Origin of the sequence: Candidatus Acidulodesulfobacterium acidiphilum (genome assembly GCA_008534395.1) — a bacterium.
Classification (GTDB): Bacteria; SZUA-79; SZUA-79; order Acidulodesulfobacterales; family Acidulodesulfobacteraceae; genus Acidulodesulfobacterium_A; species Acidulodesulfobacterium_A acidiphilum.
In genome coordinates this window covers 1-16951 of record SHMQ01000015.1, presented here as the reverse complement: position 1 = coordinate 16951, position 16951 = coordinate 1, and the positions used below count along the sequence as shown (strand labels likewise).

9 protein-coding genes are annotated in these 16951 nt (G+C 35.0%); 7 read left to right on the top strand and 2 right to left on the bottom strand.

The window, feature by feature from the left end:
- Positions 1-77: 77 nt before the first annotated feature.
- Both EVJ48_06295 and EVJ48_06290 read right to left on the bottom strand, forming a co-directional pair.
- Positions 78-1295, bottom strand: coding sequence for an ATP-binding protein (locus EVJ48_06295; GenBank protein RZV38715.1), 1218 nt, complete (start codon positions 1293-1295; stop codon positions 78-80).
- A 277-nt stretch (positions 1296-1572) separates the two neighbouring features.
- Entirely contained in the window at positions 1573-4035 is a 2463-nt protein-coding gene (locus EVJ48_06290; protein RZV38714.1) for a hypothetical protein, read from the bottom strand.
- Between the two features lie 348 nt (positions 4036-4383).
- On the opposite strand from EVJ48_06290, the gene EVJ48_06285 reads away from it, so the two are divergent.
- From EVJ48_06285 to EVJ48_06255, 7 genes are all read left to right on the top strand, one after another.
- Positions 4384-5895 (top strand): DEAD/DEAH box helicase, encoded by a 1512-nt coding sequence (locus tag EVJ48_06285; GenBank protein ID RZV38713.1) that lies wholly within the window; start codon positions 4384-4386, stop codon positions 5893-5895.
- 254 nt (positions 5896-6149) lie between these two features.
- Positions 6150-7286 (top strand): 3-dehydroquinate synthase, encoded by a 1137-nt coding sequence (locus EVJ48_06280; GenBank protein ID RZV38712.1) that lies wholly within the window; start codon positions 6150-6152, stop codon positions 7284-7286.
- A 52-nt stretch (positions 7287-7338) separates the two neighbouring features.
- A complete protein-coding gene (locus EVJ48_06275; GenBank protein RZV38711.1) occupies positions 7339-8370 on the top strand; it encodes a tyrosine recombinase XerD in 1032 nt (343 codons plus the stop codon).
- 38 nt (positions 8371-8408) lie between these two features.
- Entirely contained in the window at positions 8409-9584 is a 1176-nt protein-coding gene (locus tag EVJ48_06270) for an HD domain-containing protein (GenBank protein RZV38710.1), read from the top strand.
- 32 nt (positions 9585-9616) lie between these two features.
- A complete protein-coding gene (locus EVJ48_06265; protein RZV38709.1) occupies positions 9617-10339 on the top strand; it encodes a response regulator transcription factor in 723 nt (240 codons plus the stop codon).
- The gene (locus EVJ48_06260) at positions 10326-14363 is read left to right on the top strand and encodes a hypothetical protein (GenBank protein RZV38708.1); all 4038 of its coding nucleotides are present in this window, start codon (positions 10326-10328) and stop codon (positions 14361-14363) included. Before EVJ48_06265 ends, EVJ48_06260 begins: the two co-directional genes overlap by 14 nt.
- A gap of 19 nt (positions 14364-14382) precedes the next feature.
- Positions 14383-16951: hypothetical protein (locus EVJ48_06255; protein RZV38707.1), on the top strand; the 2569-nt coding region annotated here is incomplete at its 3' end.

The window sequence follows — 16951 nt, the reverse complement described above, 5'->3', positions numbered from 1 at the left end:
ATGGACTTTTTAAATGCCTTTAAAATTTAACTAACATTGCCGAGAAGTCCCACACAGAAAAAAGGGGTCAGATTTATTTAATATAATTCCGGCTTTTCGGCCATATAGTGCCTTAAAAATAAAACATTGCATTTGTCTATTAATAAAGAACCTGCGGTATTTGAATTTAAAATAATGCCTTTATCCGGGTTATACTTTTGGATAAAACTTCGGAAAGATTTTGAAACGGAAGGCTTTGAAAGTTTAGACTTTACTTCGACGGGTAATTTGTCGTCTATTATAAAGTCTATTTCCGCCCCGCTTTTACTTCTGTAGTATTTTACGCTCTTGTCATTCTCATAAAACGCCCTGAATATATAATTTTCGAATAACGCTCCCTTATCCACCCTGTCGTCTATTAATTTAAAATCTCCAAGTATAGCATTTCTAATCCCTAAATCCATAAAAAAAACTTTAGGATTTTTGGAGATTTCTATCCGTTTATTGGAAAAATAAGGAGTAACGAACTTTACAAGAAAAAGTTTTTCGAAAATGGAAAGTATCCGCTTTGTTTTATAATAATCCAATCCGCTGACAGCCGCAAGTTCGTTATAGACCGTTATATTGCCAATCTGCAAAGCAAGCGCCTTAAGAAGTTTATAATACTTGGTTTCATCCGCTATAGATATTAAATCCTTTATGTCCCGCAATAAATAGATATTGACGATATTTTTCAGAACTTCTTTTTTTTCATCGTCGTCCTTTGCAAGCAAAATACGCGGATATCCGCCGTAAATCAGATAGTTTAACAGATATTTATAAATTTTTTTATTAATTTGCTCAGAAAATTTATCTTCCTCAATAAATATATTATGCAGGGGTTTGTCTGCGGCCGATAAAAACTCCGAAAAACTGAAGGAATAAAGATAAAAAACAAAAATACGCCCCGTCAGATACTTAATTGCTTCTATACTCAAATTTATTGCGGAAGGCCCGCTTATTAAAAGTTTTTTTCCGGTTGAAGTATCGTATATATACTTTAATTTTTTTCCGCCCTCATTCACGTATTGAAACTCATCGATGAATATCGTTTTATAAGGCTCGATATAAAGTTTTACAAAACTTTTAATATCTTCTTCAAATAAAAGTTTTAATTCTATATCTTCAAAAGTTAAAAAAACCGCATCTTTTGATTCTTCATAAATTTTTTTTAGAAGGGTAGTTTTTCCGACCTGTCTCGGTCCAAGTACGGCAATGATTTCCGGTTTATCTAAATAGGCTTTTATCTTGTCTTCCAACTCTCTTTTATAATACATAAAAAGTATAAACCAAATAAAATATTATATATTTTTATTTTAGCAGGGGAAAAATTATATGTCAATTAATTTTTGGATTAGATTAAAAGAAAGAAAAAAGGGTCAAAAAAGGGGATGGGTCATATTTATTTATTTTTAGGAAAAAGGGAAAAAGGGGTCAGATTTATTTATTTCCCTACTCCTGATTGAATAATAAATAAATCTGACCCCTTTAAAATAGATTAAAAGAGAAAAAAAGGGAAAAAGGGGTCGGGAAGGAAAAAAGGGTCATATTTATTTATTTTTTAAAGGCGATAGATTCTAAATTTTTTATGCTAAATACCATTAAGAGCAAGCCGTTTCCAGTTTTTGAGCCTTCATATCTAGACGGATAAGGGAAATAAATTTTTTTTGCATATTTTGCGTATTTTTTAAAAATTAAACGCAGATTTTTATATGAACCGCCTATGCCTATTCCTATACCTATGCCGATTCCGTTATTGGCGTCTATATGACTTTTTACATCGCTTCCTATATGGCCGCCTGCGGCTAAACCTGAGTTAAGGTTTGCTATACCGTCTGTTATTTTGTCATATTTTCCGTTAAGGGGAAACGGGCCTATCCATGAATCCTGTGCCGTGTAATATTTAGCAAATCCGCTTCCGTTTATATTTTTGGATACTCCAAAAAAATTGGGAATATATCCGTGTTTTTCTAAAAATTCGGGAGATAATTTAATATTTTTGATATTCAAGTTTTGTATATTTTCTTTTACTAATTTAACCGCTCCTTTTAATAAAAGGCTGAAGTAATAGGCTTTTAGTATCGGTTTAGTGATTTTTACATTTAAAGCTTTATACTTAGAAATAGCGGCCAAAGAAACGGGATAAACGTAAACGCCGCTTTTATAGAGGTTTTTGTTAATTTTAATTTTGCCGAAAAGCCTGAAATAATATTTGTTTACCGGAGGAACGAGTATAACGTCTTTAACGTTATGTTTATAAAGGAAATAGGCTAATTCCATTTTGGAATAGGGTATAGGTTCCGCATGATAAAATGTGTGGACTATCGCATACTTGGAAAAATAAGACGGAGTATCTCCCAGATAGCCGCCGGCGGTTTTATAATACATTCCGTCGATTGCCTGATAATACAGTGATAAACCGTTGTAACCGAAAGGTATGATAAGTATGTTAGAGCCTTTTTTTATAAATTTTTTGTAATTATTAGAGGTATTGTTGACAAAAAATGCAGGAAGGTTTGGGTTGGTATATCTTCCGGAAAAACTTAAAGGCGGCAGTATAAATAATATTCCAAGCAAGACTGAAGCATATTTTATAGCGTTTAATTTAGCGTTTAATTTTTTATTTTTAAATGAATTTTTGGATTGTTCGTTCAAAAATAAAGCGACTATAATGCCCAACGTGAAAAAAGCGTAAAGCATAAAGCGGGCGGGGAGGGCATGCTTTATTAGCGGGACGACAATGAAAGGCTTGTAAGGCATAGGCATAATTGAATATTTATAAATATGAAGCGTAGGTCCTATCGAAAATACGACTATTGTCAACAAAGAATACATTAGGGCTTTTACGAAAGGTTTGAATCTGTTTTTATAAAAATAAAAAATAAGGATACCGATAAATGGTAAGCCTAAATAAGCGTCCTGATCGAAAACATAATCGCGGGCGTCAAATTTATCGGATAAAAAAGTAAAAAATTTTCCGCCAAGCATGGTATATTTTGACGGTATAAAGAAATTTAATAAGTTTGAAGAAAAATCGGCAGGAGCAAAATGTACGACGTTAAATCGTCCCTGAATAAAAAATAGATACAGATAAGGCGAAAGAACGACGCCTGCTATAATATAAGAAAGGACGGTGGACTTTAATGTTTTCGCCATTCTTAATTTTAAATCTTTATTTTTATCGTCATCTTCATAGTTATCTTTGGATTTATTTGCATTATTTGCATTATTTGTATTATTTATTATGTCATTTATTATTATGTCATTTACATTATTATTATTAGGCTTTTTTTTATAGTATATTTTATTGTATATTAGATGAAATATAACCAGGGAAATAAAACCAAAAAAAGTAAAAGTCGCAAAAATTTCCAATGAGAAAAGAAATTGGAATATCAGCATAACCGTGAAAAGCGAAATAAATTTTAAATTTGTAATGCGGTTTTCAATTTTAAGCAAAAACAGGTAACCCATCAGCGGGATTATAAATACAAGGACGAGATGCATATGCGAAGACATCTGGTTTATCATATAGCTGGAAAAGCCGAATATATAGCCGCCTAGAATTGCCGGAAAAAACCGCGTCGTCGTTACAATATGCTTAAGCAGTATAAACATCGAAAAAGCGGCAAGAGCGGGAAGTAAAATCATAACAATATTATAGCTTGCTACAGGACCTAAAAGAATAGTTAGCGGCAAAGAAAGAAAAGCTGCGCCGAAAACCGCAGTAGAACCGGTAAGGTCGAAGCCGTGCGGCGCCCACATAAAATTAGTATAAAAAGGGTTTTTAAAATGGAACAGGCAGTACTTTACCCACTCGAACGACCATATATACTGCGTAGGATCAACCCCTCCGCCTATGTAATACGTTGATATGTGGGACAGCACAGGATATCCGAAAAACAAGACGGAAAGAAGCAGGTAAAATATAAAAACGAATAGATTTTTTAAGAAAGAAACTTTACCCATGTATCGGTCATGAAACCAGTATTCCTTCATCATATCTAAATTATACATATTTTTATGATTTATGGCAAAATTTATTCCGTTTACCTAAAATGTCTATGTAAAAAAATTTTATACTCAATAAATAAAATAATAAATAAATCTGACCCCTTTAAATCTAAAAAATATTTTATACTCAATAAATAAATCTGACCCCTTTAAATACTTTAAATAAATAAAAGATATTTGCATAAAGTTGCGTCATAAGGTATAATTAAAAGATAAAAAAAATAATATAAATATATATATCGACATTGTTAAAGTTAAAAGCGCGGTATCCCTTTAAAGGCGTCTCTTTAAATATTCCTCCGAAACTATTCGCAGTGTTAATTTGTATAAAAACAGGAGGATTTTAAAGAAATGTTAAAAAAATTAAAGACTATTGAAGAAATGAGTTTTAAAGATTTAAATTTATCTGAAAATTTGATGAAGGCAGTTGCCGATGCGGGTTATGAAAATCCGACGGCGGTTCAGGCGAAGTCTATACCTATAGTGCTTTCGGGAAAAGACCTTCTTGCCGGAGCGCAGACCGGAACCGGAAAGACGGCAGCTTTTACTCTTCCGATACTGCATATGCTTTCGGGGAAAGATACGGCAGAAATTAAAGATAAGACTTATAAAAACGACAGGCAGGAAAGGAAGTTTTCGACTGCTTCCGCATTAAAGTCCAAGCCGAGATGCCTTGTGCTGGTCCCTACCAGAGAGCTTGCGGTGCAGGTCGAGGAATCGGTAAAAACGTACGGAAAATACCTTCCGCTTAAATCGACGTCGGTTTTTGGAGGAATGAGCATAGTTCCTCAGATAAAAGCGCTAAGGCGTAATGTAGATATATTAGTAGCTACGCCGGGAAGGCTTCTCGACCATGCGGGACAAAAAACGGTAGATTTATCCGGAATTGAAATTTTAGTTCTTGACGAAGCGGACAGAATGCTGGATATGGGTTTTATAGTAGATATTAAAAAAATTATTGCGCTTTTGCCGAAACAGAGGCAGAATCTTTTATTTTCGGCGACTTTTTCGGAAAGAATCAAGTCGCTTTCGGAATTTGTTCTTCGCAATCCTGCTTTCGTGCAGGGAGAAAAACAGAATGCTGCTTCGGAATTGGTTGACCAGAGCGTTCATATGGTTTCCCAGAAGTTAAAAAGCCATCTGTTATCCCACCTCATTAAACATCATAAATGGGAGCAGGTGCTTATTTTTACGCGTACTAAAAACGGAGCGAACAGGCTTGCGGACAAGCTTGCGGCGGACGGAATTTCGGCGACCGCAATACACGGAAACAAAAGCCAGCCTGCTAGAATTAAGGCGCTTAATCAGTTTAAAGACGGTTCGGTAACCGCTTTAGTAGCAACGGACGTGGCTTCGAGAGGCATCGATATAGACCGCCTGCCGTATGTCGTTAATTTTGAACTGCCTAACGCCGCAGAAGACTACGTTCACCGTATCGGCAGAACGGGAAGAGCGGGGGTTAGCGGAAAAGCAGTTTCTTTGGTGGACAGGGAAGAAATGCGTTTCCTAAAGGAGATAGAAAGGTTTATAAAACGCGAGATACCCAGGGTTGCGTTCGACAGTTTCGTACCGCCTGCAAATATTAATATAGCGGCGTCGCCTGATAATGCGGCGGTATTCCATAAAAATCATAATAATTACGAAGGACGGTTTAAAGGCAGGACGAGGACGACGCAGGGTAAAACGCCCGCAAAGAAAAATCGTTTTAATATCTGTGCGGAAACCGACGGCTCTGAAGGTTCAAAAAATTTATTCCGTTCTAAAAATAGTTCATTAAAACCTTTAAATTCGTCTCGTTTCGGAAATTCTAAAAAGCAGAATTTTTCAAAAAATTCTTTTTCTAAATCGGCTAAGGTTAAATAAATAGTCATGCCCGCCTACGCGGGTACGTTTTAAAGCCGTCGGTATTTAGACGGCTCATCCGGATTAAAAATATCAACAGTGAGTTTGGGCAGTATCAGGTAGTATATTAAAAAAATGTTAGACAAAATTCGATTTATAAAATAAAATGTATTCTTTGTAAGCGCGAATTAATCGGCAATGTAATATATTTATTAATAATATAATAAATAAATATAATAAATAATAACACCCTTAGGAAAGCTAAAGCCAATGATATGAAAATCAGGGTCGAACCGAAAATAAGCGGCAAGAAAGAGGGCAAAGACGGCTACGATATAATAATCGACGCCGGAATTATAGGCGGAGTTTCCGCGAAAGAAATCGTTTCGGCGTTTAGTTCCGCCGCCGTAAATTTAAAAGCGGGGTTTTTAGCGGTAACATCCGAAACAGTCTATGGCTTATACGGAGATAAATTTTCGTCATTTCTTAAAAAATGCGGAATAGAAAATTTTGATTTCATAGTCCTTCCCGACGGAGAATCCACGAAGAGCCTTAAATATCTTTCCGATATTTACGACCGTCTGATAGATAACGGTATGGAAAGGTCGGATTATATAATAGCTTTCGGAGGCGGGGTTGTAGGCGACCTTGCGGGTTTTGCCGCGGCTACGTATCTAAGGGGAATTAACTTTATTCAGGTTCCGACTACTTTGCTTGCCGACGTGGATTCAAGCGTAGGAGGGAAAACCGGCATAGACCATCCTAAAGGCAAAAATCTTATAGGCTCTTTTTATCAGCCGAGAACCGTCCTGATAGACGTAGATATCCTTAAAACATTAGATAAAAGAGAATTAACCAACGGATTTGCGGAAGTCATAAAATACGGAGCCTCTTTAGACGCGAATTTTTTTTCTTATCTTGAATCTAATTATAAAAAAATCCTTGCTTACGACGAAGAATCTTTAATCCGTATAATAGAAAAGTCGTGTTCCATTAAAGCGGATATCGTAAATCAGGACGAAAAAGAATCGGGACTGCGTTCCGTTTTAAATTTTGGACACAGTTTGGGGCATGCTATCGAAACTTTGTATAATTACGAAAATATTAAACACGGCGAGGCGATAGCCATAGGAATGGTTTTTGCCGCAAAACTGTCTAAACATCTTGGATTATGCGGCGAAGAAGAGGTGGCGAGAATTAAAAATTTAATAATAAATTCAGGCCTGCCGTCCGATATTCCGGATTTTACTCCGGAACAGTACGTAAACGCAATGAAATTAGACAAAAAGGTGTCCGATAAACAGATAAAATTCGTGCTGATAAAAGGAATAGGGGTATATGAGTTTAAAAAGTTGGATTTCGGCTTTTTATTTAATTATCTGGCTAAACTTAATAAGCAGGCTAAGTTATAAACGCCGCAAAATTAATAAAAACGCCCAATAATTAAATTCGGGCACCGCAAATTTGAAATGCAAAATTATGAATGAAGGGCAGATTCCGATTAAAAAAGACGAATTTGAGGCTTTTATAGAAAATTATATATCTTTTCTTAAAATAGAAAGAGGTTTAAGCCTTAATACCGTTTCTTCGTATTATTTGGATTTAATGAAATTTCATGCTTTCGTAAAGGACAAAAATATTAATTTTAAAGAACTATCCCCATTTTTTTTTCAGGATTTCCTGTCTTATCTTTCCGAGCTAAATTTAAGCGGAAAAACAAGGGCGAGGTTTTACTCCTCTATTAAAGGATTTTATAAATTTTTATTTAAACGCGGCATTGTAACGGAATTTCCTTTTAAGGATATAGAATATCCTTTTACGGCAAAGAAATTACCCGATTTTCTTACGGAAGAAGAGATGAGAAAAATTTTATCTGTCGAGTTTACGGGACGGGGAAGAATACGAAAAAGAAAAGACCCCGATGCGTACAAATTTGAAAACCTTAGAAATAAAGCAATAATAGAATTTCTATATTCAAGCGGACTAAGAATTTCCGAACTTGCGGACATTAAGCTCGATAATTTTAATTTCGATTTAAATTTTGCAAGAGTAATAGGCAAAGGTTCTAAAGAAAGGATAGTGCCGTTCGGAATACCTTTTAAGGAGATGCTTAAAGTTTATCTGCCGCTAAGGCAAAAATACGCAGTTAAATCAAAAAATGCCGGAAGTTCCTATCTGTTTATTACCGAAAAAGGCATGCCTTTAACGAGGCAGGGGCTGTGGAAAATTATTAAAAAAGCTGCGCTGTTGGCTAAAATAGATAAAAATATAACTCCGCATACGTTAAGGCATACTTTTGCGACCCATCTTCTGGGAGGCGGGGCTGATTTAAGGTCGATTCAGCAGATGCTGGGGCATACAAGTATTTCTACTACGGAAATTTATACGCATACCGATATATCTCATTTAAGTGAGCAGCACGCTAAATTTCATCCGAGAAATATGGAGCAGAGTTTAAAAATCGCCGTCGCGGCCGAAGAAGCCGATAAAAAGTAAAAATTAAATAAAAAGTATTTTAAAAATAAGGATAATTTATGGGCAGATTAGACGACATACTGAAAAAAAATAAAATGACCGAAAAAGGCGTTATAGGCATATATAGCCTCTTTGCCCAGAAAAATATAAAGCTTTTAAAAGATTTGACTCATTTTACGCAAAAAGACATAGACGGCATAGGTAAAATAAAGGGATGCATAGAAAATATTTCTTTAAAAATAGCTTCGGATTTTTACGAATATTTGCTGAACATAGAAGAAACCGCTAAAATTATTAATTCGAGACCGGATCTTTTAGACCAGCTTATACTTACGCAGTCTCATTATATAAATCAGTTATTCGGCATTGAATACGACGAAAATTATTTTATTAACAGGGTTATAGTCGGTTTTGCGCATTACGTTTACAAGATATCTCCCTCGGTTTACATAGGAAGTTACGGGTATTACAATACGCTTATAACGGATGCCGTTATAAAATGCTGTAAAGAAAACGGCATTGACAGCGAAGAGTCTGTATCGATACTTAATTCGGTACAGAAAATGCTGTCTATCGATATAACGCTTGCCATAGAATCGTATTATCAAAAAACCATAGACGACGTTTATAAAATGGAGCACGATTCTCTGAACAGGCTGATGGTTTTAGCGGAATACAGGGATGAAGACACCGGAAATCATATTGCCAGAATGTCCCATTTTGCCGCCGTTATAGCAAAGGAACTTGGAATGGACGGCGTTTATCGGGAAAATATATTGAATTCCGCTCCCATGCACGATATAGGCAAGGTCGGAATACCCGATAATATTCTTTTGAAACCCGGACGATTAGATAAAGACGAATTTGAAATTATGAAGTCGCACACGGTTATAGGATATAATATATTGAAAGATTCCGAATCGAATACTTTAAAAGAAGGCGCGGCTATAGCGCTGTCGCATCACGAAAATTACGACGGAAGCGGATATCCAAACGGATTAAAAGGCGATTCTATACCGCTTTCGGGACGGATTACCAAAGTAGCCGACGTTTTTGACGCGCTTATAAATAAAAGAATATATAAACCGGCTTATACGCTGGAAGAAACGCTCAGGATAATGAAAGACGAAATGAAACCGGGGGCGGCTTTCGATCCGGACTGCTTCGATGCTTTTTTAAAAGGTTTAGACGAGATACTGGATATAAGGCGTAGGATAGATGAGGAAAATTCTTGACATGAGCCGTTTTTTATGTTGTATTATTTATTATGTATAAAGCCAACGTACTTATAATAGACGATGAGCCGGATTTAGTAGAACTTCTAAAATACAATCTTGCTAAAGAAGGCTATAAAGTAGAGTTTGCTTTTAACGGATTTGACGGATTAAGGGCATCGGAAGTTTTTAAGCCCGACCTTCTGATATTAGATATAATGCTTCCCGATATTAACGGCTACGAAGTATGCAAAAGAATAAAAAGAACGGAAAATTTTTCGACCGTTCCCGTAATATTTCTTTCCGCAAAGCAGGAAGAGGTCGATAAGGTGCTGGGTTTTGAGTCCGGAGCGGAAGACTATATAACGAAACCCTTTTCGGTAGCCGAACTTCTGGCGCGCGTAAGAACTATTTTAAGAAGAGTGCCTCCGGCAAGCAATGAAGAAAATAGCAAGACGGGGAAAATATCGGACGGTTTCGGTTTTAAAAATATTACCATTAACGTTCTTAAACACAGCGTAATGGTAAAAAACATCGAGATAAAACTCAGTCCTATAGAATTTAAACTTCTTATTTTTTTGATGACTTACTCAGGCGACGTTTTTTCGCGCGAGAAACTTTTAGATAACGTATGGGGAAGCGATTCTTTCGTAGAACCAAGAACTGTCGACGTTCACATAAGACGGCTCAGGTCGAATATCGAGATAGACGAATCTATTAAGTTTATTGAAACTATAAGAGGCGTAGGCTATAAATTTATAGATGAAAAAATATGACAAAAAGCTTAAAATTTATCTTGCAGTTTTGCTGTTTCTTATCGTCGCAATCTCGGCAAGCGCCGTTTCTTTTTTAGAATCTTCCTATTTTGCCTATATAGCAAAAACTTATATATCTTCTTATCTTTCCAAAAAACTTAAAAAAAAGGTAACCTTAAAACAAATAAAATTTTCTATTTTTTCCCCGCAAATTAGTATTTACGGCGTAAAAATTAAAAATTTGGCAAAAATTAAACAAATCGATATAAACATAGGACATGTTAATATTTTCCGCAGAGAGTTAAATATTTATAAAATAAGTATAATTAAGCCGGACTTAAATGTTTTAATAAAGCACAATAAATTTTATAACTATAAAAAAATAGGCTCGGTAATAAAAGAGTTTGCTCTTCCGAATCAAAATCGTCTAATCTCGCTTTCGTTTGATAAAATAGAGGTATCAGGCGGCAGTTTTAACTTTGACGATGAAGATAAAAATATACTTCTTAATCTTAAAAACATAGCTCTTACCGTTTATAAAAAACCTTCTAAAACGCCGTTTATTTATAAAAACTCCGGTATATATTTTAAATACGATATTCCTTATATATTTTTAAAGTCGGGTAAATTAAGATACGGCGGAGCTTACCGCTCAAGCGCCGAACAGATACATTACGTCAACGGTTTTATATATTACCGCAAAGTGAAATTTGGAAATCAATATTTTAACATTTCGTCAGGCGGCATTTTTGAGTTAAAGAAAAAAATTTTATTTCCGGAAATTATTAAAAAAATCAACGATACTACAATATTAAAAGTAAACAATCTGTCATTTTTTTCTAAACATTTCGACGAACTTCCGGCTTTAAAAGGAAAACTAAGAGCAAACGTGAACGTAATAGGATCGGCTGCAGGCATGTTAAAATCTAAAGCCGTAATCGCTTTAAAAGATACTGTCTTTTCGGGCGGCGATTTTAAAAGCGGAAAAATATTATGTACGTTTGACCGAAACGGCGCAAAAAACAAAAATAATATTATAAAATTCAAAAAAATCAACCTTAAAACTTTTAACGGCACGTTTAAGTCTAAGGGCAGTATAAACCTTAACGAGAAAGAAGGCAGATTTAAATCCGTCATAAAGAATATAGATGTAGGAAAGCTTATCGAGTTTTACGATACCGAAAAAATTCCGCAGTTAAAAGCCGTAGCCGACGGCAATATTACAACTTTTTTAAATTTCGGCAAAAATTTTTACGTCGCAAATATAGAAAAAATAAATTTAGTTAAACCGGTCGAACAGCTTAAATTTAAAAACAGAAAAGGAGTAAACAAAATATATCGGATATATTACGGGAACGGAATTTTAATTAACGGTACGGTCTTAGTAAACGATAAATACGTTATTATAAAGCGTACTGGAATTTTATCGGAAACCCTTAAAGGCTTTTTCGGCGGTAAAATAAATTACGAAAAAAAATATTTAAATTTTCATTTTACGGCCTCTTATAATAAACTGCCGAAAATAGACTTAGTCGAAAAATACAGGAGCCGCTATTTTAATCCATCGGCTGACGGTAACATGAACGGCAATATAGTCGGAACATATCACGACATATATTTTAAGTTTAAAAACAGGTTTAAAAGGCTTTTTATAAACGGATATACGGCTCCTTTTACCGGAACCGCAAACATAAATATTACCGGAAGCAGTAAGGTTTTCATAAAAAAAGTAAGATTAAAAGAAGGCAGTACGGACGGAGCGGGTAGGTTTAATTTTAGCGGAGAAATTTATAAGGACAAAATTTCGCGTCAAGAACTGATTAACGGGTATTTTAATGCAAAAAACCTTGCGGCGTCGCATCGCGGCGGGACCCACGGAGGTTTCTTTGCCGTTTTTAATTCCGAAGGAAATATTAAAGGGGAATTAAAAAATCCTCTTTTAACCGCAACCGGTAATTCAAAAAAAGTCGTTATATACGGGCAAGACGTTAACGGCGTTAATTTTAAATTTTCCGTTACGAAAAAAATATTAAATTTATACAAACTTAAAGGCTTATACGGCGGAGCATATTTTAACGCTTACGGCGTTTTGAATTTTGTTAACGCGGCATCGGGCGGAGGTTACGGTCGCAGCAATAATTATAGCGGTTATAATAATTACAATATAAAAATAGTTTCAAACGGCGTTAATCTTTCTAATTTAAATTTCAATTTTTTAAAAAATTATGAGGTACACGGAACTGCCGATGCCGATTTGCATATAGGAGGCACATTTAGTCTGCCGGATATTTCAGGTTCGGTAGATGCGGAAAAAATTTCGGTTAAAAATTACTATATAGGCGCCGTAAAAGCGGTTGTCAATTCGTCGAAAAGAAAAATGAAACTGCATTTATATGCGATGGATAACAGAATTAGTACAAAAGCTAAAATTCTGTTGAAAAAAGGTTATCCTTACAATTTTATTACGAATATAAAAATGTTAAGCGTTAATTACAGAAAAACTTTATTCAGATTGTCCGGCGGAATTTTCGGAAGCGGAAAACTTTCTAATTTTAAAAATTCGTATCTGTTTTCCAAATTAGATTACGTATATTTAAAGCACGGTCCTTTTTTCCTGCAAAACATCCGGAACATTAAAATATCGTATATGGACAAAACCGTAAAATTCAGCGGTTTTAAATTGAAAGGCGGCAACAACTATTTTCAGCTAAGAGGATATATAACTCCGCGAAGATACAATATAATATTAAACGACAGAACCGATTTATGGGTTATTGGAATTTTTACTAATAAGATAATAAATTCATCCGGATTTGCGACCGCTTCGGCCGTTATATTCGGGCCGTTCGCATCCCCGAATATATACGGATTTGCTAATATAAAAAGGGGACTTGTCGAACCTTCCGTCGATTCTTCTTTTGCCGCATCAAGAATTTTTGCGCAGGTTACGTTTAATAAAAATATGATTTATATTAAAAAAGCAAGATTCAGGATGTTTAACGGCATTTTTTCGACGCACGGCATTATAAGGCTTAAAAACTTTTCGCCATCTTATTATAGACTGGAAACTAATTTTAATTCCGCGGTTTACAGGGAGTCAAACTATTTTTACGCAAAGATGAGCGGAAGGTTAGGTTTTTACGGCAGACCCGACAACCCGGTTTTATACGGAAGCGTAAAAATTAAAAAAGCCATGTACGATAAGAAAATAAATTTTTCGTCGTTCCTTTTAAGCTATAAAAGATACGGCGCGGTAACGCAGGAATCTCCGGTAAGTTTAACTAATCCGAGGCTTAACATAAAAGTCGTATCGAAAAAGAAAATAGAGATAAGAAATAATATAATAAATACTAATTTCAGCGCCGACCTTAATATTCTGGGCACTCTCGATAATCCCGTAATAATAGGAACGGCGAATGCCGAAAAGGGCGATATATTTTTCAGGGGAACTGAGCTGAAACTGTCATACGCAAATTTAGATTTTAATAACAGGTATAAAATAAATCCGACTTTCGACGTTGCGGCAAGAACTTATATAAATCAATATATAATAAGAATGAATGCAAGCGGTTCCATGTTAAATTTTAACGTAAATCTTTCATCGACTCCGCCTCTTTCGGAGTTAAGCATAGTTTCGATGCTTGCGCTCGGTACTTCGACAAATTCGGTTTATGCTTCATCGGCGGGAGGAATAGCCGCTTCCGAAGCGGCTTCCGCAATCGGCGGCGGGGTCGAGCAGAGCGTTACCGGAACTATATCCAGCTATTTCGGTTTTAAAAATATGTCGGTAACGCCCGGCTATTCGGCGATAACGCACAGCGCCGCGCCGCAGGTAACCGTTTCTAAAAACTTGACGAAGCGGCTGTCGGTTTCATACAGCGATATAGCTTCGTCGCAATCGTCGCAATCGGCTACCGTTACTTATAGGCTTACCCCGCATATTTCCGTTATAGGAGTATGGGAAAATAACGAGCTAGCGCCGAACAGTTCCAACGTTTACAGCGAAGTAGGCGGTAATATAGTATTTCACTTTAGGTTTTATTAAAATTTTTAAAATAAAAACAATGAATATTATAAAAAAATCTTTTATTTTTTTTGCTTATACTTTATTATTTGCGATATTTTTCTTATATTTTGCGGCAAATAACGTTTTTGCCTCAAACATTCGCAATATCTACGATATAAATGCAGGGCAATATACAGTAAAATCTATTAATTACAAAATGCCTTACGGTATTCCGGCAAGCAATATAAAAGATCTTTTCTATATAAAATCCGGAAGAAAATTTTCAATGATTTCTTTGGAAAAAACGATTAAAACGCTTTATGCTTCAGGCTATTTTTCCAATGTTTCTGTTTTTGCAAATATAAATAAAAAATTAAAATTAATTTATTTAAAATTTGTTTTTTCTCCAAAAATTTACATTAAAGAAATTAATATAAAAGGACTTAAGAATACCGGAATTTCGAACGGTAGGATAATAAAATCCATTCCTTTTAAAAAAAGCGGTTTAGTATATAAATATTATAAAACTATAAGCATAAAAAAAATAAAAAAGATTATGTCTAATGGCGGTTATCCGTCGGCAAAAGTAAGCATAAAAACTACCGAATTAAATGAAAAGCCTAAAGCTTATGCGGTAAATATAAAAATTATTGCCGGCAGGCCGGTTATAATTTCTAATATATTCGTTAAATTTAAATTATATTATCCCGAAAAAAAGATTGAAGTTTTAATTAAAAAACTTATCGGCAAACCGCTTAATTTAAATAAAATTCATTTATTGAGGAAAAGCATATGGGATTTATATAAAAAAAAGGGCTATTTAAATGCTATTATAGCAAGCCCTAAAATAACTTATATTTCTAAACGCAAAGCCGTGATAGCTCTTAAGGTTCATCCGGGTTATAAAATATTGTTTCATTTTAAAGGAATAAAGCCGTTAAGCGAAAATTTCGTAAAAAAATCCGTATTGCAAATTAAAAACGTATTAATATTCGACGACGGCACTTTTTTAGCTTTTCAAAAGGTTTTAAAAAAATACTATATGAAACAGGGCTACTTTTTTGCCAAGGTCTTGTTTAAAGAAAATAAGGACAAGAAAGATAAGACGATAAATCTCTACTATTCGGTATATAAGGGAAGCAAAGTAAAAATAAGCAAAATAAACATATACGGGTATAAACCTTTCAGCATAGGGACTATAAAGCGTCTTATGAGAACGCGCGTAACTTCTTTTTTTAACAGGGAATATTTCCGCAGAAACAGGCTTAAAAACGACGTTCAAAATATTAAAAACTATTACGACAACGAAGGTTATTTATCCGCCCGTATTTCTTATAAATTAAAATTTTCGCCGGATAAAAAGAGCGTAGCGGTAACCGTAAATATAGATTCGGGAATTCCCACTATCGTAAAAAAAGTTTATATTACCGGACTTCCGGCTATTTTTAAAAACAATGCCGCGCTTACCGGCTATTTTTTAAAAATGAAAGCGAAACCATTCCGTATAATTACTGCCGAGAACGGAAAGGAACTGCTTTCCACAAAATTATCGGATTCAGGGTACGTTTTTTCAAAAGTTAAAATGAACGTAAAGTTTTTAAAAAATAAAAAATATGCGTATATTTACTATGAGATAAAAGCGGGACCGAGAGTCAGGATAAAACGGATTTTAATAACGGGCAATACTGTAACGAGGACGGGTTTTATTAAAAGTCTTTTACTTTTTAAAAAAGGGCAGTTTTACGACCAGCGGAAAATACTTGAAACTCAAAACAGGCTTTATAAAAGAGGTATATTTAATTCGGCCGTCATTAAAATAGAAAATCCCGAAAACGAAGTTTCGGAAAAAACGATAATCGTTAAGGTAAAAGATGCTAAACCATTAGATTTGAGTTTTGGCGCAGGTTACGGCACTTATACCAGATATAAAGGGTTTATTCAGATTGAAAACGACAATTTGTTCGGCACTGGAAAATCTCTTTCTTTAAGATTTTCCAAAAGCGCTATTTATACAAATCTTTTGTTAAGCTATTACGACCCTGCGATATACGGATACAGAGGGTTGGCGTTTAACGCGAGCGGACTCGATACCGACGTGATAACGCTTAATTACACTATGCACAAAGAAGGGGCGGATTTTTCGCTTATAAGAAGATTTAACAGATATTTTAAAGGATTGCTGTCGTACGGCATGTTTTACGATTTTCTTTCCGGATTAAATCCAGGCGCCGAAATTACGCCCCGCGACGACGGTTTTACCAGAATAAGCTCTGCGTCGCTTTCGTTTATATATAATACCAAAAATAATATCTTCAATCCGACTTCCGGAAACTTAACCAATTTACGTTTTTCTTATTCTAATTTTATATTGGATTCACAGATTAACTTTTTTAAAATTTATTTTCATTCGGAAGAATATATTCCTTTTCTATATAACACGGATTTTCTTATAGGTGCAAGATTAGGCTATATAAGGCCGTTGTCGCCGACCTCTCAGGTACCGATAAACGAAAGGTTTTTTCTCGGCGGAAGAACGACCGTCAGAGGTTTCCCTCAGGATTCTATAGGACTCGTAAACTTAAATCCTTACGGCTATCCTATAGGCGGAGACGTTATGGAAAATTATA